Raw genomic sequence first — 22,460 nt, 5'->3', positions numbered from 1 at the left:
GGAAAGCCGCAGGTTCCACCCTGCGGGAAACCGCAGGGTGGAACCTGCGGAAAACCGTAACGACCCTTGGAATCCTTGACCATTAAAAGCCGGACGGTTACGTTCGGAGCGCGAATTGACCGGCACCCGCAAAAGGGTACGCAATAGCTTCCTGCTTGAAGTGTCGGCTGAGCGCGGATCGTAGTTCATGGAATGGCAGACGCATATTCCTTGGCAATTAGCTGCCGAGGTGCGACGACAATCGAGGGGAGAAAATGGAGACCACGGTCCTCACCCGGCAGCATGTTGCCAAACTCGTCAAGGAGAGCGGCAACGACCGCTTCATGGACCGGATGATCGTCCGGCTCCAGGAGGCCTTCACCGCTCCGGACAAAGGCGTGAGCCCCACTCGGGACGGTTTTCTCCGCGGCCCGGGGAACGCGGCCATCCTCGAGTGGATGCCGCACCATGATCCGGGGCGTTCCATAACGATCAAGACGGTGGCCTACACACCGTCGAACCCCGGTGTGTTCCAACTGCCCACCATCATCGGATCCCTCACGCGTTACGACGACGTGACGGGCCGTCTGCTGGCGGTGTGCGACGGCATCCTGCCCACCGCGATCCGCACCGGAGCCGCCTCGGCGATCGCCAGCAGGCTGCTGGCCCGTCCCGACAGCCGGGTCCTCGGTCTGGTCGGTGCCGGCGCCCAGGCGGTGACCCAGGCGCACGCGCTGAGCCGGGTGTTCCCGCTGGAGCGGATCCTGGTGCACGACATCGACCCGGACCACGCGCGTTCGTTCGCGGACCGGGTGGACTTCCTGGACCTCGACATCGAGGTCGTGGAGCCGGCCGAGCTGGAGGCGGCGGCGGACATCATCTGCACCGTCACCTCCGTCGGTGTGGGCGACGGCCCGGTGCTGAGCGGCGCGAACCTGCGGCCGCACGTGCACATCAACGCGATCGGAGCCGACCTCATCGGCAAGTTCGAGGTCCCGGTGCCAGTCCTGAAGTCGGCGTTCGTGACGCCGGACCACCTGGCGCAGGCGCTGCGGGAGGGAGAGTGCCAGCAGTTGGAGGAGGGCGACGTCGGTCCCGATCTCATGACGCTGTGCGCCGACCCGGAGACCGCGGCGCGGCACCGGGACGGTGTCACGGTCTTCGACTCGACGGGCTTCGGGCTCGAGGACCACGTGGCCCTCGACGTGCTGCTCGAACTCGCCGAGGAGGCCGGCATCGGCGACCGCGTCCAGATCGAGCACCTGCCGGACGACGCGCTGAACCCGTACTCGTTCCAGTGACGGGTCCGAGTGACCGGTGAGCCGTCCAGCCGGTGACGACGACGTGCCGGGCGACGGGGACGACCCGACGCCCGGCACGTCGCGCGTCAGGACTCCAGGTACCGCAGTACGGCCAGGATCCGGCGGTTGTATCCGGAGGCGTGGGCGAGTTCGAGTTTGTCGAAGATCATGTTGAGGTTCTTCTCGACGGTGCTCATGGAGATGTGCAGCTTCTCCGAGATCGCCGCATTGGTGTGCCCCTGCGCCAGTGTCTCCAGGACGCTGCGCTCCCGAGGGGTCAGCCGGGCCAGCGGGTCGCTGTGTGTCGTACGGATCACCAGTTGCCGTACGACCTCCGGGTCGATGGCGGCGCCGCCCGCCTCGATCCGTTCCAGCGCGTCGAGGAACTCCTCCACCTGGGCGACCCGGTCCTTCAGCAGGTAGCCGACCCGCTCCGCGTTCGACGTGAGCAGCTGCGCCGCGTAGTTGCGCTCTATGTGCTGGGACAGGACGAGCACCCCGACGCCGGGCCACCGCTTGCGGATCTCCAGCGCGGCCCGCAGTCCCTCGTCCGTGTGGGTGGGAGGCATCCGGATGTCCACGACGACCATGTCCGGCCGCAGCAGCTCGATCTCCCGCAGGAGGGCGACGGCGTCTCCCACCGCGGCCAGGACCTCATGGCCCTCCTCGCTGAGGAGGCGGACCAGCCCCTCCCGCAGCAGGGTCGAGTCCTCGGCCAGCATTACGCGCACGGCAGCTCCGCGGTGATCGTGGTGGGCCCCCCTGAGGGGCTGTGGACGTGCAGACGGCCGTCGAGGGCGCCGACCCGGCTGTGCAGCCCGGTCAGTCCGCTGCCCTCCGGCCTGGCGCCGCCGACGCCGTCGTCCTCGACCTGGACGACGAGGACCGGTCCGTACTTGCGGACGCTCACCTGGATCTCCGTGGCGGCCGAGTGCTTGGCGGCGTTGGTCACCGACTCCGACACGACGAAGTACGCGGCGGTCTCCACGGAGGCGGGCAGCGGCTCGGCGAGCGCGAAGTCGGTCCGGATGGGGATGCTGCACCGCTCCGACACCCCGGCGAGCGCCTCCTGGAGCCCCAGGTTGTCCAGCGCCGTCGGATACACCCGCCAGGCCACTTCCCGCAGTTCCGTCAGGACGTCCTGTGATTCCTTGTGGGCCTGCTCCAGCAGGCTGCGCGCCTGCTCGGGCGTGCGGCCGCCGCGACGGGCCCGCCCGAGGAGCATGGCCAGCGCGACCAGACGCTGCTGCACGCCGTCGTGCAGGTCCCGCTCGATGCGCCGGCGCTCGGTGTCGACGGCCTGGAGCACCGCCGCCCGGCTGGTGGCCAGCTCGTCGATGCGCTGCTGCATCAGCTCGCGCTCCGAGGGCCCGAAGCACTCGCGGGCCATCCGCGCGTCGAGCGCCTCCAGCGAGAACAGGCCCTGTACGTCCAGGAAGAGCAGCACCCCCCCGAGCAGGACCTGGGTGACCAGTTCCCGGCCGTCGAGGGTGCCCCGGGCCAGACTCGCGACGAGCAGGCCCGCGAGGACGGCGCCGAAGGCGAGGAGGCCGAGTACCACGCCGGTGATCAGGCCGGCGTAGGTACGGGCGGCGAGGTAGCGCAGGATGCGCTGGTCGGGCACGGGACGATCGGGGAACGAGTCCCCGAAGAAGACCGAGCGGCGCCACCGTTCGAGGGCCGTCAGCCGCCGGGCTCCGGAGGTGAGGACGACGAACGCCTGGCGCCGGGTGCGCGGCCACAGCAGGAGCGGGCCGAGCGGGACACCGGCGACGACGAAGTACAGCAGTCCCAGCAGCGCGGTCAGGCAGCCGAGGAAGACGCCCGCGGCGCGCAGGGGCAGCGCCGGGGCGGGCTTGGCCGCGGGCTCGCCTCCCGGCAGTACGGTTCCGGGCACCGTCGGGAGGGGCTGGCCGGTCGTGTCCGCTGAATCCCCCTGCACGCTCGCTGAGCCTAGTGGGGCGGCGCAGCCGGGGCAAGATCGCTCGGTCCGGGTCAGGACGGGACCGGTCAGGACGGGGCCGGTCACGACGGGCGGCGGTGCTGGGCGGTGCCGCGCGAGCGCAGCCGGACCACGATGTAGAAGGCCAGGGCGAGGACCACCGCGACCAGGACGACCTTGCTGAGCACACCGACGTAGTCGCCGACCTTGTCCCACTGGTCGCCCAGCCAGTACCCCGACATGACGAGCACGGTGTTCCACATCAGCGTGCCCAGGCCGGTGAGGAGCAGGAAGGTCGGCAGGGGCATGCGCTCCAGGCCGGCCGGCACCGAGATCAGGCTGCGGAAGATCGGCACCATGCGGCCGAAGAAGACGGCCTTGGTGCCGTGCTTGGCGAACCACTCCTCCGTCCGCTCCAGGTCGGAGGTCTTGACCAGGGGCAGCTTCGCCCAGATCGCGTACATCCGCTCGCGGCCGACCAGTGCGCCGATCCAGTAGAGGACCGCGGCACCCACCACGGACCCGAGAGTGGTCCAGAAGAGGGCCGCGAACAGGCTGATGACTCCCTGTCCGGCGGCGAAACCGGTCAACGGCAGGATGATCTCGCTCGGCAGCGGCGGGAAGAGGTTTTCCAGGGCGACAGCGAGGCCGGCACCGGGCGCGCCCATGGCGTCCACCAGGTCGGCCGCCCATCCCGCGATGCCGTCCGCGGGCTCCTGTGGCAGCGCAAGGGTGATGTGGTCCATTCGAAGTCTCCAGGTACGAAGCGCACGCCGCGGGCCGGTGCCGCGATCCGTTGACCACGCTAGAAGTGCCAGCTCAGTGCCGGTATGCGGATAGCCGTCGAACTTGTGCGGTTTCCCCCACCCCGGACCCTGCGGTTTTCCGCAGGGTCCGGGGTGGGAGCGGGCGAGGAATTGGCAGCAAGGTGCCAGCGGAACGGCATTCGTTGGACGCGCAATTTCCGGTCTGGTTAACCTCGCCCCCCGTGCCCCTCAAGTCCCCTTGGACAAGCCGGACTTGACTTCGCGCTCATCCGGACGAACGGCGTGACCATGCAGCTGACAGTCGCTCCCGCCACCGAGCTCGTCGTGGCACCGGTGACGATCACTCCGACCAAACCCCTCACCCCCACTCACGTCAAGGGCCTGCTGTGGACCGACGTACTCGTCAAGGCGAGCGCCAGGGCCGACGCGGTGCGGCTGGTCTGGAACAACCGCATGGCCACCGTCACCACCCAGGCGACGGCCTTCTGGCATCATCTCGAGCTGACCGAGCCGCACACCGACTGGAGCCGCGAGTCGGAGACGGCGATCGGCGACCGGTACGTCCGCTTCCACGGCGAACGCAGGACGGCCGACCCCGGGGCGGTGGGCGTGCGCCTGGCCCGCGCCGACCGTGACGGCTGGATCCACCCGGCCGGGCTCCGCATGCTGCAACTGTGGCAGGCCCAGCTGGACCTGCTGGGCGTCGGCGGTCTCGGACTCACCGCCGACCGTCCGCTCGCCACCACGGCCGGGACCATGCTCGACACCCTCGCCGCCCGGGGCCTGCTGATCGACCACCGGCGCTACGGCGGCCCGGTCCACCTCGACGGTCCCCGCTGGGGCCTGCCGCTGCGCCAGTTGGTCGGCGCCGACGGCCACCCCAACTACCTGCTGCCGATCCTGCGCGAGCTGATCCCGATGATCGGCCCGCGACGGCGGTTCCTGCTGATCCACGACGACGGCATCACCGCCGACTACCTGCTCCTGGAGCGAGTCCTGGCCGAGTTCGGTGCGCGCACCGCGCGTCTCTCCCTGAGCAGGGTGCCGGTGGGCGGGACGGTGCGCTCCAGCCGGTACGGCGGCTGGCGGGGCTCGACCCTCGGCGACCTGTCGGCCACCTCCGGTTCCGCGGACCGGGCGGCCTACCGGCTGGGCATGCGGCTGTACTTCGTCGGTACCCTGCACCGGCGCTCCGCCCAGCCGTTCCGGATGGGGCTGCTGCGCCGCTGTGTGGGGCGCGCGGCCCGGCTGCTCGACCGCGCGGCCGCCGGCGACGCGGACCCGAGCCGGTGGGGCGCCGCCGATCTGCCGACCCGGCTGCGGGCACCGCACGGATACGTCGACCCCTACCGGCTGACGGCGTCCCTGCTCGGCCGGCCCGGCGTCCCGCCCTCCCCCGCGATCCGGGCGATCTACACATGAGCGCTCCAGGGGCCCTGTGTCCCACCGATGCCGAGGTGCTGGCCTCCGCGGCGCGGGCCAGGCTCAAAGCGGTCCACGCGGGGCTCGCGGGCGGCGACCTCTCGGCCCCGCGGGAGCTGACCGCGGTCGTCGTCGTGGACGACATCGACCCGGCCGGGTTCGTCGCCGGCGCTGCCTCGTTCGCGCTGGCGCTGGAGCCCGGCGAGCGGGCGGGCTGGTACCGCGCGTTCACCCGCACCGTCTTCCTCGCAGGGCGGCCGGGCAGCGTCGCCGGCCGTCATCCGCACCGCCGTCTCGCCCCCGGCGGCGGCCTCGCCTGGTACGGCCCGGCCACCCGCCGCGAGCTGTCCGCCCTGTCGCGGATGCTGCGTACCTTCCAGGGCCCGTTCCCGGTCGACGTGCCCTCGGGGCCGCTCGCCGTGCGCGTTCCCGGGCGGCCCTCGGGACACCGGGTGGAGATGACGGTGGCCACCGGCGGGGTCCGCAGCGACGCGTACCTGGTGCACGTCCACCACCTGGTCACCGAGGCGGTGTTGCGGGGGCTGCTCGGGCCCGGCGACGCCGTCCGGGTGGAACACCGGGACGTACTCGACCCCCCGGACTTCCGTGCCGCCCTCGGCCCGGGCCGCGCCGACACGGTCCAGACCCGGATCTCCCGCGACGGCACCGACCACGACCGGCTGCGCCTGTACGGCGTACTCATCTCGAACCGTGACCGAGGAGGCCACTGATGGAGGCCGCACGCGTACAGGCGGCGCACCGCCGGCTCCTGGACAGCCTGGACCGTCCCGAGGAGACGCAACGCGAACTGCTCACCCGGATCCTGAAGCACAACGCCGGCACCGCGTTCGGCCACGAGCACGGGCTGTCCGGCGTCCGTACCGTCGGCGAGCTGCGCCGGGCGGTGCCGATCCGCACCCATGAGGAGCTGATGCCGTGGATCGAGCGGGCGATGGACGGGGAAAAACGCGTGCTGACGGCCGACGACCCGGTGGTGTACTTCTCCTCCAGCGGCAGCACAGGCCGCGAGAAGCACATCCCGGTGACCCGCACCTACATGCGGGAGGTCTTCCTGCCCTTCTACCACGCCGCCTTCGCCCCGCTGCTCGGCACGCTGCCCGGCTCGGCCACCGCGCCGGACGGAGTGCTGAACCTGTGGCAGGACCCGACCGCGCCCGCGGCCCGCACCCGCAAGGGCCAGCCGCACATCGGCTCCAGCCAGGTCGACTACCGGCGGTTCGGCGAGGACTCGGCCGTCGGACCGGGCAACGACGCCTCTTGGAGCCGGATCCCCGAGGCGCTCGCCTCGGCCGACCCCTGGGAGCGCGCCTACTTCAAGCTCCGGCTCGCCGCCGCGCAGGACATCCGCGCCGTCATCGGCATCAACCCCGCGATGGTCGCCGCCCTGCCCTACCAACTGCGCACCTCGTGGCCCAGGCTGGTCGAGGACATCCGGGCCGGCACGCTCGGCGGCCGGCCGCACACCTCGCCCGACCCGGAACGCGCCGACGAGATCGCGCGGTACGCCGCGACGTTCGGCACCGTGCTGCCCCAGCACCTGTGGCCGCGGCTGACCGCCGTCCTCGTCTGGAACAGCGCCCTCGCCTCCCTCTACCTCCCCCGCGTACGGGAGACCTACGGGCCCGGTGTCCAGCTCTTCGCGGCGCCCGTCGCGTCCTGCGAGGGACCGGCCGCCGTGCCGGTGGACCGGCATCCCAGCGGTGCGCCGCTCTACCTGCCCGGCTGCGTGTACGAGTTCGTCCCGGCCGACGGCCCCCTGTCGGCCGACAGCGAGACCCTGCTGCCGACCGAACTGGAGGAGGGAGCCGACTACCACCTCGTGCTCAGCCACATCGGCGGGCTCTACCGGTGCGCCGTCACTGACGTGGTCCGGGTCGTCGGCCGGGTCGGGCGCACCCCGCGCGTCGAGTACGCGGGCCGGGACGTCGTCCGGTCCGCCGCCGGCGAGCGGCTCTCGGAGGCCGTGGCGGTCCGCGCCCTGGGCGCCGCCTGCCAGGACACCGGGGCGGAGATCCGCAACGCCACCTGTCGCCTGGCCCCCGGCCGGCCGGGCCGCTACCAGGTCGCGGTGGCCTTCGCGGGGCCTCCGGTGGCGGACCTGGCGGGCGCGCTGGACGCGCGGCTGGCGCAGCACTGCCCCGGATACGGGGCCGGCCGCCGGTCCGGACGGATCGCCCCCGTCGAGGTGATCACCGTCCACGAGGACGCCTTCCTGCTCGAGTGGGAGCACACGGTACGCGGCGGACAGCGACCGCCCCGCGTCAAGGACCGGGTCTTCCAGCCCTCCGACGAAGCCTGGGCGCGCATCACGTCCACCCGGCCGCAGGCGGCCTGATGCAGACGCCGACCCACGAGACGGGGGACGAGGGACATATGAGCGACGTCGTTCCGGGCCGGGGACAGTACTCCGAGGAGGCCCGAAGGCAACGGCTGAGCTGGCTGCGGGAGCGCGGCGGCACCGCGCTCGCCTCGCTGGAGAGCACCGGGCTGGCGGCCCGGAACCTGATGGGCAACGTGGAGAACTTCGTCGGCTCCGTGGAGGTGCCGGTGGGTCTCGCCGGCCCGCTGCTGTTCGCCGGGGACGCGGCCCGGGACAGCGTCGTGGCCCCGCTCGCCACCACGGAGGGCGCGTTGGTGGCCTCCACGTCCCGGGGCGCGCGGGCGCTGACCGCGTCCGGCGGCGTACTGACGAAGGTGCTGTCGCAGCGTATGACCCGGGCACCCGTCCTGGAGTTCGACGACCTCAACGCCGCGCACCGGTTCACCGGCTGGCTGCGGGAGCGGCGCGGCCTGCTGGAGGAGCAGGTCCGCATGGTGTCCCGGCACACCCGGCTGATCGACGTGGAGCCCTACCAGATCGGCCGCTATCTGCACCTGCGCTGTGTGTTCGAGACGGCCGACGCGGCCGGCCAGAACATGACGACGGCGGCCACCTGGCAGATCCTGCGCCGGCTGACCGAGGCCGTCGCCGACGACGAAGGCATGCGCCCGGTGAACTCCCTGCTGGAGGGCAACCTGAGCGGTGACAAGAAGGCGGCCGTCACGTCCCTGCTCGCCGGGCGCGGAACCCGGGTGACGGCGGAGTGCCGGGTGCGCCGCGACGCGGTGACCGGCGTTCTGAAGACCACGCCGGAGGCCATGGTCAAGAGCCATGTGGCGACGGTCCTCGGGGCGCAGCAGGCCGGGATGGTCGGCTACGGCGTGAACGCGGCGAACATCGTCGCGGCCCTGTTCCTCGCCACGGGCCAGGACGCGGCCTGCGTCCACGAGTCGGGCACGTCGATCTTCTCGATGGAGACGGACGGTGACGATCTCGTCGCCACCCTGCTGCTGCCCAATCTGGTGGTGGGCACCGTGGGCGGCGGCACCGCGCTGCCGCACCAGCGCGACTTCCTCACCCTGCTGGGGTGCGCGGGCACGGGTGGAGCGCGTCGGTTCGCGGAGATCGTGGCCGGGTTCGCCCTCGCCCTGGACGTGTCCACCATGGCGGCGGTGGTCAGCGGCCAGTTCGCGGCCGCCCACCAGCGCCTCGGCCGGGCCCGGCGCGTCGACTGGCTCCAGCCGGGCGACTTGGACGCCGCCCTGTTGCAACCCCTGCTCGCACAGGGCACCGGCGACCCCCGGCTGCACGTCACTCGCGTGACCGAGGGGCCCATGCTGCGGGGCGACGGCATCTCCAGCGAGCTGGGCGCGCTGGCCGAGCGGCGCAAGCTGACCGGCCTGTACCCGCTGAGCGTCGGCTGGAACGCGGCCGACGGGTCCACCGGCGCCGAGCTGGTGGCAAAGGTCAAGTCGCGCGGGGACGAGATCGTCGGCGGTGTGGCGAAGCTGTTCTCGGTGTGCGGGCCGGAGCTGGACGCGGCCTGGCAACGCTGGGGCGCCGACACCGTGTTCACCGATGCCCACCGCCGGGAACTGGCCGTGTACCGGCGCGGGGAGCCCGTCCTGACGGACTTGCTGCCGCGCTGTTACGGACTCCTGGAGGACGACGAGCGCGAGGCGTACGTCATCCTCATGGAACGGCTGCCCGACGACGGTGGGCGGTGGGACGCCGCCCGGACCGACCAGGCGCTGCGTGCCGTCGGCGCCGTCCACGGGCACTGGCTCGGCCGCGACCAGGAGGTCCTGGCCGAGGGCTGGCTGCACCACGTGCCCGATCCCCCGCAACTGGCGAAGGCACGGGAGCTGTGGGCGGCGCTGGTGCGCCATGCCGCGGACGAGCTTCCCGAACTGCTCGGCGCCCACCGCCGGGACGTCCTGCTCGGCGTGGTCGAGGACGCCGAGCGCTGGACGCAGGAACTGCACGCGATACCCCGCACCCTGGTCCACAACGACTTCAACCCGCGCAACCTCGCGGTAAGGGAGGGGAGGATCGTGGCGTACGACTGGGAACTGGCCACCGTCGGACCGCCTCAGCGGGACGCCGTCGAACTGCTGGCGTTCACCGCCGGCCCGCACGTCACGGCGGAGGAGGTGGACCGCTTCCTCGACGTGCACGCGCGGGCGGTGGCCTCGGTGTCGCCCCGGGCGGCACGGCTCGTCGCGGACTCCGACTGGAGGCGTGGACACCGGCTGGCGCTGCGCGAGTTCCTGATGACCCGGCTCGCGCTCTACGCCGCCGGGAGCACCCAGCGGGAGTTCGCGTTCCTGCCGAAGGTCGTGGCGACCGCGTTCCGGCTGTGGGACATCGAAGAGACCCGGGACGGTGGGTGAGGTGCGCGTCGCCCTCATCGGCATCGACGGAACCGGGAAGACGACGGTGCTCCGCCGCCTCCGCGAACGGGACGGCGTCGGGGTCGTGCACGCCGTGCGGGGACACGAGAACCCGGACAATCCGGGCACCGAGCTGTCCGCGGCGCTGGCCGGCGCCTCCTCCGCGGCCGACGAGGTGGGCCGCGTCCAGCTCAAGGTCTGTGTCCTGTACCTCCAGCTGTGTCTGTTCGGTCCGGCGGAGCGGCACGTGGCGGCCGGCGGCCGGACCGTCCTCGCCGACCGGCACCCGCTCGTCGACCCTCTGGTCTACCTGCCCCTGTTCGCCCGCGCCCGGCAGGTGGTCGAGCCCCGTACCGACGTGGACGCCTGGTGGCGCAAGCAGGACCCGGACGCCGCACGCGCGGTGCGCGACTGGCTGCGGACCCGCACCGGGGGCACGGACGCCTGGGCGGCGGGCACGGAGGTACTGCGCTGGGGCGCCCTTCCCCCGGACGTCCTGTCCACCACCCTCGCCCGCCACTTCGGCGTCACCCTCCCGGACGGCCTCCTCCTCCTCGACCTGCCCGTCTCCGAAGCCCTTCGCCGCACCGGGGAACGCCCCCGCGGGGGTGAACTCCACGAGACCGAGGCGTTCCTCGCGGCGACCCGGGAGCGCTACGACGCCGTGCTGGGGCACCTCTCCCGCACCCGCCCCCGCCTGGCGGTGCGCCGACTGCACTGCTCGGGGCGTTCCGTGGACGAGGTGGCCGCCGAGGTGCGCGACGCCGTCGCGGACTTGTCCTCGTAGCCCTTCCCAGGAGGGGCCCTCCACCGGAGGCCGGCCCCGCGGCCCGCACTCATCCGCGTCCGTGCTCCGGCCGGTCCGTCCGACATCAGGAACGGCCCCCCGGGGGGGGAATGCCGTGTACCACCGGCGCGGCCCGTCGCCGTCACCCGCAGCGCAGGCCGGTCAGTTCCTCGGAGCGTTCCCAGATCCGACGGGCGTCGTCCGTGCTCCGCAGGCGGCTGTAGAGCTTCTGTCGTGCGGGCGGGCCGCCCAGCCGGCCCGGGCCGCCGGGGCCGTAGAACGCCCCCCGTTCGGCCTGCGGCGACGTGGCGGCGTACAGCGCGGGGAGCTGCGCGGTGCGGACCGTGCCGAGGAGGATGCCGCGGGCGGACAGGACGCGGATGACCCGTACGCCCAGGGTGTCCCGGGCGCGGCCCACCTCGGGGCGGGCGGCGAGCAGGTTGGTGGGGGCGACGCCCGGGTGGGAGAGGTTGCTGGTGATGCCCCAGTCACCGGCCGCGCCGCGGCGGTCGAGTTCCAGGCCGAAGAGGCCGAAGGCGATCTTCGACTGGCTGTAGGCGCGCATGCCGTCGTAGGAGCGTTCCCAGTTCAGGTCGTCCCAGTTGATGGCGTTCCGGTTCGCCGCGACGCTGATCTGCGAGGTCACCCGTGCCCGGCCGGCCCGCAGCAGCGGCAGCAGGCGGGCGACGAGGGCGAAGTGGCCGAGGTGGTTGGTGCCGAACTGCAGCTCGAACCCGTCCGCGGTCGTCTGCCGCGCGGGCGGTGTCATGACGCCGGCGTTGTTGACCAGCAGGTGGATCGGGCGGTCCTCCGCCAGCAGCGTCTCGCCGAGCGCCGCCACGGAGCCGAGCGAGGACAGGTCGAGCGAGCGCAGGGACACCTCCGCGCCCGGCACCCGCGCCCGGATCGCGTCGAGCGCCGCCTCGCCCTTGCGCGGGTTGCGGACCGGCAGGAGCACCTCGGCACCGGCGGCCGCGAGGCGGGTGGCGATGCCGAGCCCGAGGCCGTCGCTCGCGCCGGTGACGACCGCGCGCCGGCCGGTCAGATCGGGGACGGTGATGTCGAAGTCGGTGCGTGGCATGAGCGTGCTCCTGGGGGTGTCGTTGCCTGCCTCGTCGTGTCGTCACGTCCACCATGACCGGATCCGGTGACGGGATGCAGGGCCTGCCGATCCCCTGATCGCACGGCCGAGGCCGGCGCTGCCTTCCATCCCCGCGCAGGCCGGCGCCCGCTCACGGCCCTGCCGGAGCCGGTCCGGGCGCCGGAGAGGGGGATCGGCGATCCGTGGCTGCGCCGCCGCGACGGCGATAGAAAGGGGGGAAGCGGTACAGGAGGAGAGGGCCTCATGGAGATCGACCGGAGCGGGCTCGCCGCCTTCCTGCGGCGCCGGCGGGAGCTGCTGCAGCCCGAGGACGTCGGACTCCCGCGGGGAGCGCGCCGCAGGACCAGTGGCTTGCGTCGCGAGGAGGTCGCGGCGCTGTGCCACATGTCGACCGACTACTACGCGCGACTGGAACGGGAGCGCGGCCCGCAGCCCTCGGCCCAGATGGCCGCCTCGATCGCCCAGGGACTGCACCTGTCCCTGGACGAACGCGACCACCTCTTCCGCCTGGCCGGACACAATCCGCCCGTGCGCGGCTCGGCCGGCGAGCACGTCGGCCCGGGCCTGCTGCGCATCCTCGACCGGCTGGCCGACACTCCGGCCGAGATCGTCACCGAACTCGGGGAGACGCTGCGCCAGACGCCGCTCGGCGTGGCCCTGACCGGCGACACCACCAAGTTCACCGGCCCGGAACGCAGCATCGGCTACCGCTGGTTCACCCGGCCGGCCACCCGCGCCCTGTACGCGTCGGAGGACCACGACCTGCTCTCCCGCATGTTCGCGTCCGGACTGCGCCAGGTCGTCACGCTGAGGGGGCCGGGCTCCCGGGCCGCCCACTACGCCGGCCTCCTCCTGGAGCGCAGCGAGGAGTTCCGCGTCCTGTGGGACACGCACGAGGTGGGCGTCCGTCCCGGCCGGGTCAAACGCTTCCGCCACCCCGAGGTCGGGCTCCTGGAGTTGGACTGCCAGACCCTCCTCGACCCCGACCAGTCGCACCTGCTGCTCGTCTACACCGCCGCCCCCGGTTCCGAGAGCCACGACAAGCTGCGTCTGCTGTCCGTGATCGGCGTCCAGCCGATCGGCTGACCGCGCCGCGTACGCGAAGGCTCTGTACGAACTCCGTTTCCCCGTTGTATGACTTCTCCCTATGTGATGGCGGAGGCGTCTACCCGGGGCGCACGCCTCGGATGTTGCTTGACAACGTTGTCCACAGGGAGAGGGTCCGTGCTCGTCATGCCTGACAGATCCAAGAGACCGCCGATCCGGCCGTCGTCCCGCCCCCGAGCCCTGCGGACCACGCTCGCCGCGGTGCTCGCCGGGGCGCTCGGCCTGGCCGCGCTGACGGGCGGCGGCACCGCCGTGGCCGTACCCGCCGCCAAGGACTCCCCTCCGTCGGGCTCGGCCGCATCGTCCTCCGGCGGGACGGACTACACGAAGCTCGTCGACCCGTTCGTGTCCACTGCGGGCGACGACGGCAACGACCTCCCCGGCGCCCAGGCACCGCACAGCCTGGCCAAGGTCAACCCGATGACGGTCCCGGGCCGCAACCACTCGGGGTACGACTACGACGAGGACCACATCGCCGGGTTCACCGCCACCAATCTGGACGGCGTGGGCGGTTCGGGCGGCGGCGGCGACCTGCTGGTCGTCCCGACGTCGCAGCAGTACGACAAGCGCCCGGCCACGAGCACCTACGCCCACCCCTACAGCCACGACGACGAGTCGGCGTCGCCCGGCTCCTACCGGGTGGGCCTCGGGTCCCCCGCCGGGACCATCGACGCCGAGATGACCGCGACGACCCGCACGGCCCTCGAAAGGTACCGCTTCCCGGCCGGTTCCCGGCCCCAGCTCGTGCTCGACCTGGCGAACAACTTCACCAGCCGCACCCGCGCGACCCTGGAGGCGACCACGCTCAAGGACGGGACCACCGCGATCAGCGGACTGGTCGCCGGGTCCTTCAACGGCGCCTCGTACCGCCTGTACTACCACGCCACCACGAACGCCCCCGTGACCTCGCTGCGCAGTTGGGGCGACGACGGCACGCTGAGCGACGCGACCGCGCAGGACGGCACCGACACCGGAGCCGTGCTCGGGTTCGACGAGGCCGACGGCGACGACATCGAGCTGCGCGTCACACTGTCGCCGATCAGCGCCGAACAGGCCGCCACCGACCAGCACCACGAGGTGGCGGGCCGCAGCTTCGCGGACGTGCGCGCGCGGACGAAGGCGGACTGGAACCGCACGCTCGGCGCCGTCGCGGTGAAGGCCTCGAGGAAGGCCGACCCGGACTCGACGCTCACCAGGCAGTTCTACACGCACCTGTACCGCATGTACGCGCTGCCGGTGAACGCCACCAGCACCAGCGGCACCTACCGGGGCGTCGACGGCGCGGTGCACCGGGCGAACGGCTTCACGTACTACGACGGCTGGTCCACCTGGGACGACTTCCGCAAGTACTCGGTCGAGGCCTACATCGACCCGTCGACCTACCGGGACATGGTGCAGTCCGCCGTCATCCTCTTCGCCGACGCGCACACCTCGGGCAAGAGCCTCGGCAGCCTCACCCACTCGGTGCCGACCGTGCGCTGGGAACGCTCGGCCGTGGTGATCGCCGACGCGCTGTCGAAGGGGTTCAAGGACTTCGACCGGCTCGACGAGGCGTACCCGGCGCTGAAGTCGTACACCGGCTACTACACCGGAACGCAGCTGCGGCAGGGCTACATCGCCGGTGACCCCGGTACGACGGTGCAGCGCGGCTACGACCAGTGGGCGCTGTCCGTCATCGCCGACGCGCTGGGCGAGGACGCGGACGCGAAGAAGCTGCGCGAGCAGGCGACGATGGCGATCGACAACCTGGTCAAGCCGGGCGCCTGGACCGCGGCCGACGGCACCGAGGTGGGCCTGCTCACCCCGCGCGACGGTGAGGGCGACTGGCAGGGCGTCGACTACGAGAAGTTCGAGGAAGCCAGGCTCTACCAGGGCACCCTCTGGCAGTACCACTGGTACGACGCGTACGACATGGGCGGCCTGATCGAGGCCATGGGCGGCGAGCAGGCCGGCCGGGCCGCGATCCGGCACATGTTCGGCGAGGACTCCGACGCCGACGACGGCTCCACCATGCTGCACTCCAACGCCAACGAGATCGACCTCCAGGCCCCCTACCTCTTCAACTACGTCGGTGAGCCGAACCTGACGCAGAAGTGGGTGCGCGCCATCTACACCGGCGAGACCTGGAACCGGTACATCGCGACGGGTTCCACGGGCGAAGCCCCCAGCTCCGGCGGCGAGTTCAGGCCCCCGGTGAAGACCAAGGTCTACGAACTCGCCCCGGACGGCTTCCTGCCGACCATGGACAACGACGCCGGCACCATGTCGACCATGTTCGTCGCCGCCGCCCTCGGGCTGTTCCCGGTGACCGCGGGCTCCAGCCAGTTCCAGATCGGCAGCCCGTTCTTCGACTCGACGACGATCCGTTACGCCAACGGGGCCAGCTTCACGGTGCGGGCCGACGGAGTCTCACCGAGCGACTACTACGTGCAGCGTGCCACGCTCAACGGCAAGCGGTTCTCCAACACGTGGCTCGACTACTCGCAGATCGTCGCCGGAGGCACCCTGACGTTCGACATGGGCTCCAAGCCGTCGGCCTGGGGTTCGCGCACCGAGCCCGCGTACTCGCTGAACACCGACACGGGCGACAGCGGTGACGGCGGCAGCGGGTCCGGCAAGGGCACGACCGTCGTCTCCGCCCGGCCGGAGACCGTCGAGACCGCCGCCGACGGCACCGTCGACGCACGAGTCGAGCTGCGCCTGTCCGGTCGGGCGACGTTCACGGCGCGGAAGGGCACCAGCCTCACCCGGACCGGCGCGGCGAGCGTCACCGGCCTCCCGGACGGCGTCGAGGCCGACCTCGGGGTGACCGGCAGGCGTACGGCCTCGCTGAAGCTCACCGGCACCACGAAGACCGACGCGCGATTCGGCATCACCTTCCGCGACCGGGCCTTCCCGCACGGCGTTGAGGCCGCCACGGTGACCGGCACCGGCGTGTCCGTGACCGACCCGCTGGTCGTCTCGGCCGCGGCGGTGCACCGCGAGAGCCTCGCCGCCCTGGCCGACGAGGCGTCCCTGGTACGCGAGGGCAACTACTCCGACGGCTCCTACGGCATCTTCCGGGCGGCGCTGGAACGCGCGCGGACCGTCCTCGCGGACCCCGCCTCCCCGACCGGCACGCTGATGGCCGCGCACGACGCACTCCGGTCCGCCGCCGACGCGCTCACCCTGGACGAGGGCGGTTACGCCGTGCTCCAGGCCGAGGACCCCGACCGGATGGAGGGCCCCAGCCTCGTGAAGGAGGCGTACTACTCGGACGGCGACCTCGGCGGTGTCACCGAGGGCGCCTGGGAGCAGTACACGGACCTCGACTTCGGCGGGGTCGCCCCGCGGAGCGTCTCGGTGCGCTACGCCAACGCGCAGGCCACGACCGCGCAGCCGAGCAGCGTGGACATCCACGCCGGGGACGCCGAAGGACCTGTCGTCGCCACCGTCCCGCTGCCGGGGACCGGCGGCTGGCAGTACTACACCACCGTCCAGGCGGCCGTCACCGACCCGGAGGCGCTGCTGGAGGCGTCGGGCGCGACGTTCGTCTTCCACGCTCCCTCGGGGCGGCAGTGGGTGTCCAACTTCGACTGGTACCAGTTCTCGCCCCGGTCCGCCCCGTCGTCCTCCCCGGAGACGACGCTCGCCAGGCTGACCGCGGCGAACTCCACCGCGACGGGCGGCGGTTCGCTTCCGCTGAAGCTCTCGGGCGGCCTCTTCGAGAACGTGACGGACGGCGCGTGGGCCCAGTGGCGGGACACCGGCCTCGGTGACGGCGCCGACACCGTCACCGTGAGCTACGACAAGCCGCGTTCCCGCGCCGCGTCGGACTCGCACATCGAACTGCGCCTGGGCGCGAAGGACGGCCCGACGGCCGTCGAGGTCCCCCTCGACTACACCGGCTCGGGCTGGGGAACCGTGGCCACCACGAGCGTGCGGCTCGCCCCTGACACCTTCCGCGGCGACCAGGACGTGTTCGCCGTCTTCGTCTCCAGCACCCAGACCGACGCCCAGCCCTACGTCGCCAACGTGTACGCGCTGACCCTCACACGCCAGGCGGACGCCCCGGTGGTGTTCGACGCCACGGCCTTCGAGGGCAACAGCGGCGGCGGGCTCAAGAGCGAGCCGGCCGGCTGGAGCGACGCGGGCTCCGCCACCAGCCTCGGCGGCACCTACGACGGCGCCTGGCTCGACTACGGCGACATCGACTTCGGCGACTCGCCCAAGAACACCGTCACGCTCACCTACGTCAACAACTCCGCCCGCTGCGGCACCGGTTCGGCCGTCCAGCTGTACCTGGACTCCTTCGACGCGGACGCACCAGGTACGCCGTACGCGACCGTCCCCCTGCCGGTCACCGGCAGCGCGTGGTCCTCGGGCGGCACGACCAGCCTGACCCTGCCGAAGGCGATCACCGGCACGCACGCCGTGCACCTGCGGCTGACGACGAACGCGGACTCCGCGCACCCGTACGTCGCCAACCTCGGCCGGCTCACCTTCGGTCACGTCGAGGCGCCCGCGGAGACGGACCTGTCCGCCCTGCGGAAGGCGATCGAGCAGTACGAGGGTCTCGCCGACGACGCGGCCCGGTACGGCACGATCGACTTCGGGGTGTTCCGGCGCGAACTCGCCGCCGCCCGCGGCCTCCTCGGCGCCCGGGACGCGACACAGCTGGAGGCCGACCTGCGGACCCGGAGCCTGACCCTGGCCGCCAACCAGCTGGTGCCGCTGCCGAGGCTGAAGCTGGAGAACCTGGTCACCACCGCCTCCGCCCTCGGCAACGAGCGCTACACGGACACCTCGTGGACGGCGTTCAGCACGGCGCTCACCGCGGCCAGGACGGCCCTGGCGGACGACGCGGCCACGGACCGCACCCTCACCGAGCGGTACACGGCCCTCGACCGCGCCAGGTCCGCGCTCACCACGAAGCGCAGGACGGTGCCGGCCGCTCCCGGCGCGGTGTCGGCGACCTCGTCCGGCACCGCCGTGAAGGTCACCTGGTCCGCGCCCGGGGACGACGGCGGTTCACCGGTCACCGGCTACGAGATCACGCTCGGCGGCGGCCACCAGGTCGAGATCGCCGATCCGGACAGCCGGAGCACGGTGTTCACCCGGCTCGGGGACGGCAGGTCGTACACGGCGCGGGTCCGGGCGGTCAACGCCCTCGGCGACTCCCCCTGGAGCGCGGCGACGCGGCCCGCCGTCACGGGTGACGCCAGGCCGCAGCCGCCGACCGTCACGGGCGTGGTCACCGACGGCGAGCGGGTCCGGGTGAGCTGGCGGGCCGCCGGCGACGGCGGCTTCCCGGTCGTCGGCTACACCGTGGCCCTCGACGACGGAACGACGGCGCACGTGTCCGGCACCGCCGACACCGCGCTGCTCACGACCGGGAACAGGGCGGCGAAGGCGCACACCGCCACCGTGACCGCGGTGACCCTGGCCGGCAGCTCGGACGGCCCCGGTACGAGGGCCGCGGCCACGGCCGCCTCCGACCCGGCGGACTACGAGCCGTCCCCCTTCCCGGACGACGTGCTCGACGCCGCCTACGCGTCGGACGCGTGGCCCGCGACCGGTGACGGGAGCGACTACTTCAACCAGCTCCTCGGCGGCTTCGACGACCTGGGCTCCGACACCCTCGGCGCCAACGAGAAGTGGACCGCGGGCACTTCACTCACGGCCGAGAACGACAGGATCACCGTCGACGTCAACAACGCGGCGACACGGCAGCAGGTCGACCGGGCCGAGGTGGACGCGTCCAACAGCGCCACCGTCACGATGGCCGACGGCCTCGGCTCCCGGCTCGGCCCGCTGTACGGCGAAGCGCTGAAGGAAGGCCGACTGCCCAAGACGAGCGCGCTGTTCGGCCGCGTCACCAAGAACCTCGACACCCACGACGCGGCGAAGAACCACTACCAGTACCTGCGCCCGTACGTGCGGCTCGGCTTCGCCGGGGACGGCGGCGCGATCTACGAGTCGCAGGGCAGCTCGTACAGCGGCCTCGCGGGCCAGGGCTCCTACCCGAGCGGCCACACCTACGGCGGCTACGAGGCCGGGACCGTCCTCGCCACACTGCTGCCCGACCTGGCGCCGTCGATCCTCGCGCGCACCTCGGAGTACGGGGACAACCGGATCGTCCTCGGATTCCACTACCCGCTCGACGTCATGGGCGGCCGTGTCACCGCGCAGGCCACCGTGGCGCACCGCTGGGCGGACCCCGAGTTCGAGAAGCTGCTCATGCAGGCCCACACCGAGATCGAGAACGTGCTGCTCGCGCGGTGCGAGGAGGAGGGCTACGGCGACACCCTCACGGCCTGCGCGGGCGACCCGTACGCCGGGCTGAGCACCGCGCAGGACGTGGACCTGTACACGCGGCGCCTGACCTACGGCTTCTCGCGGACCGGCGAGGCCGGGCAGGCCCTCGACGCGCCGTCCGACGCGGCGGCCCTGCTGATCACCGCATTCCCGGACCTCACCCCCGAGCAGCGCGCCCAGGTACTGGAGCAGACGGCGACGGACTCCGGGTACCCGCTCGACCTCACCGGGTCCGGCGGGCCGGCCTGGCAGCGGATCAACCTGGCGGCGGCGATGGCGGCGGACGTGGTCGTGAACACCGACGGGTCGGTCACGGTGACCGACTTCCCGGACGCCACGAAGGCCAGTGCGGCCGACGCCTCCGCCCTGACCGTGGGGGGCGCCGCGCTCGACGGGTTCGACCCGGAGGTGGGCACGTACGTGGTGGACTGGCCGGAGCACGCGAGGATCCCCGCCGTCGGCGCCGTGCCGGCGGAGTCCGGTGCGCGGGTGAAGGTCACCGACGGCAGTGCCACCGTCTCGTCGTCCCGGTCCCGCCTGACCACCCGCACCGTCACGGTGACCTCGGCCAACGGCGCGTACACCCGGACCTACACGGTCGGCTTCCGGCGGACGGCGGACGACCACCCGCACCGGTGGACCGCGGCCGGCGGCCGGGGCGCCGTCGGCGGGGGCGGTGACGGTGGCGCGGGCGGCACCGGGCTCTGGTCGCCCGCCCGGGAATGGGAGGCGACACGGGGCGTGGCGTGAGCGGGGGGCCCGGCTGCCGGGCGAGAGCACCCGGCAGCCGCTGAACCACGAAAGGCGTACGACCACCACCGCCGCGCGGCGGTGGTGGTCGTACGTGACGGTGGTGGTGCGTGTCGGTCGAAATGGGTGCCGCACCCGATGGACCGGGTGCCGTGTGTCGTCGACGCTGCTGCGGTGTCCTTGTTCTGGAGAATCTCCCTGTTCAACTCGGTGGTGCTGGTCGCCGCTACCGCACTGCTGCTGGGACCGGTCACCGTGTCGACGCCCGTCCTGCTCACCGAGGCCGCGATCCTCACGGCGGGCCTGGTGGTGATCCTGGTCGCCAACGTGCTGCTGCTGCGGATCGGTCTCGGGCCGCTGCGCCGGCTCGCGCACGCCATGACCACGACCGACCTGCTGCGCCCGCGGGTCCGTCCCAAGGTGGACGGCGACGGCGAGATCGCCGAACTGATCACCACTTTCAACACCATGCTCGACCGGCTGGAGGCCGAACGCGCGCAGAGCGCCGCCCGCACGCTGAGCGCGCAGGAATCCGAACGCCACCGGGTCGCCCAGGAGCTGTACGACGAGGTGGGGCAGACCCTCGCCGCCGTGCTGCTGGACCTCAAGCGGGTCGCGGACCAGGCGCCCGACGAGGTGCGCGAGCAACTGGCGCAGGTGCAGGAGACCACCCGGGCCAGCCTGGACGAGATCCGTCGCATCGCCCGCCGTCTGCTCCCCGGCGTCCTGGAGGAGCTGGGTCTGACCAGCGCCCTGAGGTCGCTGTCGGACGAGTTCACCGGGCCCTCACTGACCGTGCGCCACGAGATCGCCTCCGGCCTGCCCGCCCTCGGCGACAACGCCGACCTGGTGCTCTACCGCGTCGCCCAGGAGGGCCTCACGAACGCGGCCCGGCACTCCGGCGCCCGCCTGGTACGGCTCACCCTGGCCCGGGCGGGCGACGGCGTCGAGCTGCGGGTGCGCGACGACGGCCGGGGCCTGGACGGCTTCGGCGGGGAAGCCGAGGGAGCCGGGATCCGCGGCATGCGCGAGCGCGCCCTGCTGATCGGCGCCGACCTCGTCGTCGGCCCGGCGCGCGGGGGCGGCACCGAGGTGAGGCTGACCGTGCCCGCCGGCGACCGGGTGGCCGACCGGATCGGGTGAGGGGGCGGGAACACACCGGGCGGGCGCACTGTTGCCCCCGATGCGGAACGGAGGCGGAACGGTGCACGGTGAATACAAGATCCCCGGCGGCAAGCTGGTCGTCGTGGACGTGGAGGCCGAGGACGGCGTGCTGCGGCACGTGCGCGTGGCGGGCGACTTCTTCCTGGAACCGGACGAGGCGCTGGACGCCGTGAACCGCGCGCTGGAGGGCGCCCCCGCGGACACCGACGCGGCGGGACTGGCCGCCCGGATCGACGCGGCCGTGCCCGAGGGCACCGTCATGTACGGGCTGACCTCGGAGGGCGTCGGCATCGCCGTGCGCCGCGCGCTGGCGCACGCCACGGACTGGACGGACTACGACTGGCAGCTCATCCACGAGGGCCCGCAGTCCCCCGCCCTGCACATGGCCCTCGACGAGGTGCTGACCGCCGAGGTCGCCGCGGGCCGGCGGCCGCCGACGCTCCGGGTGTGGGAGTGGGGCGCCCCGGCGGTGATCATCGGCAGTTTCCAGTCCCTGCGCAACGAGGTGGACCCCGAGGGCGCCGCCCGGCACGGCATCGAGGTGGTGCGCCGCATCTCCGGCGGCGGCGCGATGTTCGTGGAGCCCGGCAACACGATCACCTACTCCCTGTCCGTGCCGGAGGCGCTGGTGCAGGGCCTCTCCTTCCAGGACAGCTACGCCTACCTCGACGACTGGGTGCTCGGCGCACTCGGCGAGATGGGCATCCGCGCCTGGTACCAGCCCCTGAACGACATCGCCACCGACCAGGGCAAGATCGCGGGCGCCGCCCAGAAGCGCGTCGTGGGACCCGGGGGCGGCCCCGGCGCCGTACTGCACCACGTGACCATGTCGTACGACATCGACGCGGACAAGATGCTTCAGGTGCTGCGGATCGGACGGGAGAAGATGTCCGACAAGGGCACGAAGTCCGCGAAGAAGCGGGTGGACCCGCTGCGCCGGCAGACCGGACTGGCGCGCGGGGCCGTGATCGAGCGGATGATCTCCTCCTTCGCCGGGCGGTACGGGCTGACCCAGGGCAAGGTGACGGACGAGGAGCTGACCCGGGCCCGGGAGCTGGCGCGCGCCAAGTTCTCCTCCGCCGAGTGGACCGCCCGGGTGCCGTGAGGC

At 72.6% G+C, this 22,460-nt stretch carries 14 protein-coding genes; 10 read left to right on the top strand and 4 right to left on the bottom strand.

Going from position 1 to position 22,460, the window contains the following annotated elements; translation table 11 throughout:
* Positions 1-254: 254 nt before the first annotated feature.
* Positions 255-1,280, top strand: coding sequence for an ornithine cyclodeaminase family protein (locus tag ACZ6IM_RS38160; RefSeq protein WP_052837673.1), 1,026 nt, complete (start codon positions 255-257; stop codon positions 1,278-1,280).
* Positions 1,281-1,366: 86 nt separating this feature from the next.
* On the opposite strand, the gene ACZ6IM_RS38155 is transcribed toward ACZ6IM_RS38160, so the two are convergent.
* The 3 genes from ACZ6IM_RS38155 to ACZ6IM_RS38145 all read right to left on the bottom strand — a co-directional run bounded on the left by ACZ6IM_RS38155 (position 1,367) and on the right by ACZ6IM_RS38145 (position 3,968).
* Positions 1,367-2,002, bottom strand: coding sequence for a response regulator (locus ACZ6IM_RS38155; RefSeq protein WP_052837672.1), 636 nt, complete (start codon positions 2,000-2,002; stop codon positions 1,367-1,369).
* Positions 2,002-3,177, bottom strand: a complete 1,176-nt coding sequence (locus ACZ6IM_RS38150) for a sensor histidine kinase (protein ID WP_469563313.1) — start codon at positions 3,175-3,177, stop codon at positions 2,002-2,004. Before ACZ6IM_RS38150 ends, ACZ6IM_RS38155 begins: the two co-directional genes overlap by 1 nt.
* 128 nt (positions 3,178-3,305) lie before the next feature.
* Entirely contained in the window at positions 3,306-3,968 is a 663-nt protein-coding gene (locus tag ACZ6IM_RS38145; RefSeq protein WP_052837671.1) for a DedA family protein, read from the bottom strand.
* Between the two features lie 309 nt (positions 3,969-4,277).
* Here ACZ6IM_RS38145 and ACZ6IM_RS38140 point away from each other — a divergent pair, with 309 nt between their 5' ends.
* From ACZ6IM_RS38140 to ACZ6IM_RS38120, 5 genes are read left to right on the top strand one after another with little or no spacing between them, the layout of a single operon-like run.
* The gene (locus ACZ6IM_RS38140; protein ID WP_052837670.1) at positions 4,278-5,411 is read left to right on the top strand and encodes a hypothetical protein; all 1,134 of its coding nucleotides are present in this window, start codon (positions 4,278-4,280) and stop codon (positions 5,409-5,411) included.
* A complete protein-coding gene (locus ACZ6IM_RS38135; protein ID WP_469563308.1) occupies positions 5,408-6,142 on the top strand; it encodes a DUF6182 family protein in 735 nt (244 codons plus the stop codon). The genes ACZ6IM_RS38140 and ACZ6IM_RS38135 overlap by 4 nt, the downstream gene beginning before the upstream one ends.
* On the top strand, positions 6,142-7,767 hold the full coding sequence (locus ACZ6IM_RS38130) for a GH3 family acyl-acid amido synthetase (RefSeq protein ID WP_052837668.1): 1,626 nt from the start codon (positions 6,142-6,144) through the stop codon (positions 7,765-7,767). Before ACZ6IM_RS38135 ends, ACZ6IM_RS38130 begins: the two co-directional genes overlap by 1 nt.
* Positions 7,768-7,805: 38 nt before the next feature.
* Positions 7,806-10,145 carry a hypothetical protein gene (locus tag ACZ6IM_RS38125; protein ID WP_469563304.1) on the top strand — a complete coding sequence of 780 codons (2,340 nt, stop codon included), beginning with the start codon at positions 7,806-7,808 and terminating at the stop codon, positions 10,143-10,145.
* Position 10,146: 1 nt separating this feature from the next.
* Positions 10,147-10,932: a DEAD/DEAH box helicase family protein gene (locus tag ACZ6IM_RS38120; protein ID WP_469563301.1), complete on the top strand. Its 786-nt coding sequence runs from the start codon at positions 10,147-10,149 to the stop codon at positions 10,930-10,932.
* 142 nt (positions 10,933-11,074) lie between these two features.
* On the opposite strand, the gene ACZ6IM_RS38115 is transcribed toward ACZ6IM_RS38120, so the two are convergent.
* Entirely contained in the window at positions 11,075-12,013 is a 939-nt protein-coding gene (locus ACZ6IM_RS38115) for an SDR family oxidoreductase (protein ID WP_469563298.1), read from the bottom strand.
* A 264-nt stretch (positions 12,014-12,277) separates the two neighbouring features.
* Here ACZ6IM_RS38115 and ACZ6IM_RS38110 point away from each other — a divergent pair, with 264 nt between their 5' ends.
* The 4 genes from ACZ6IM_RS38110 (at position 12,278) to ACZ6IM_RS38095 (ending at position 22,457) form a co-directional block, all read left to right on the top strand.
* On the top strand, positions 12,278-13,120 hold the full coding sequence (locus ACZ6IM_RS38110; RefSeq protein WP_469563295.1) for a helix-turn-helix transcriptional regulator: 843 nt from the start codon (positions 12,278-12,280) through the stop codon (positions 13,118-13,120).
* A 147-nt stretch (positions 13,121-13,267) separates the two neighbouring features.
* Positions 13,268-20,188, top strand: a complete 6,921-nt coding sequence (locus tag ACZ6IM_RS38105) for a glycoside hydrolase domain-containing protein (protein WP_469563293.1) — start codon at positions 13,268-13,270, stop codon at positions 20,186-20,188.
* Positions 20,189-20,326: 138 nt separating this feature from the next.
* Positions 20,327-21,331, top strand: a complete 1,005-nt coding sequence (locus ACZ6IM_RS38100) for a HAMP domain-containing sensor histidine kinase (protein WP_469563290.1) — start codon at positions 20,327-20,329, stop codon at positions 21,329-21,331.
* A 61-nt stretch (positions 21,332-21,392) separates the two neighbouring features.
* Positions 21,393-22,457, top strand: a complete 1,065-nt coding sequence (locus ACZ6IM_RS38095; protein WP_052837663.1) for a lipoate--protein ligase family protein — start codon at positions 21,393-21,395, stop codon at positions 22,455-22,457.
* The last annotated feature ends 3 nt before the right edge of the window (positions 22,458-22,460 follow it).

This window comes from Streptomyces sp. NPDC042336 (assembly GCF_055581985.1).
The sequence above is the reverse complement of the archived record's forward strand: the minus strand, read 5'-3'. Positions and strand labels throughout refer to the sequence as shown.

Coding starts and splice junctions, on each gene's coding strand:
- ACZ6IM_RS38100 (WP_469563290.1), top strand. CDS start 20,327: ATGGACCGGGTGCCGTGTGTCGTCGACGCTGCTGCGGTGTCCTTGTTC.
- ACZ6IM_RS38130 (WP_052837668.1), top strand. CDS start 6,142: ATGGAGGCCGCACGCGTACAGGCGGCGCACCGCCGGCTCCTGGACAGC.
- ACZ6IM_RS38140 (WP_052837670.1), top strand. CDS start 4,278: ATGCAGCTGACAGTCGCTCCCGCCACCGAGCTCGTCGTGGCACCGGTG.
- ACZ6IM_RS38105 (WP_469563293.1), top strand. CDS start 13,268: ATGCCTGACAGATCCAAGAGACCGCCGATCCGGCCGTCGTCCCGCCCC.
- ACZ6IM_RS38155 (WP_052837672.1), bottom strand. CDS start 2,002: ATGCTGGCCGAGGACTCGACCCTGCTGCGGGAGGGGCTGGTCCGCCTC.
- ACZ6IM_RS38145 (WP_052837671.1), bottom strand. CDS start 3,968: ATGGACCACATCACCCTTGCGCTGCCACAGGAGCCCGCGGACGGCATC.
- ACZ6IM_RS38110 (WP_469563295.1), top strand. CDS start 12,278: ATGGAGATCGACCGGAGCGGGCTCGCCGCCTTCCTGCGGCGCCGGCGG.
- ACZ6IM_RS38125 (WP_469563304.1), top strand. CDS start 7,806: ATGAGCGACGTCGTTCCGGGCCGGGGACAGTACTCCGAGGAGGCCCGA.
- ACZ6IM_RS38115 (WP_469563298.1), bottom strand. CDS start 12,013: ATGCCACGCACCGACTTCGACATCACCGTCCCCGATCTGACCGGCCGG.
- ACZ6IM_RS38135 (WP_469563308.1), top strand. CDS start 5,408: ATGAGCGCTCCAGGGGCCCTGTGTCCCACCGATGCCGAGGTGCTGGCC.
- ACZ6IM_RS38160 (WP_052837673.1), top strand. CDS start 255: ATGGAGACCACGGTCCTCACCCGGCAGCATGTTGCCAAACTCGTCAAG.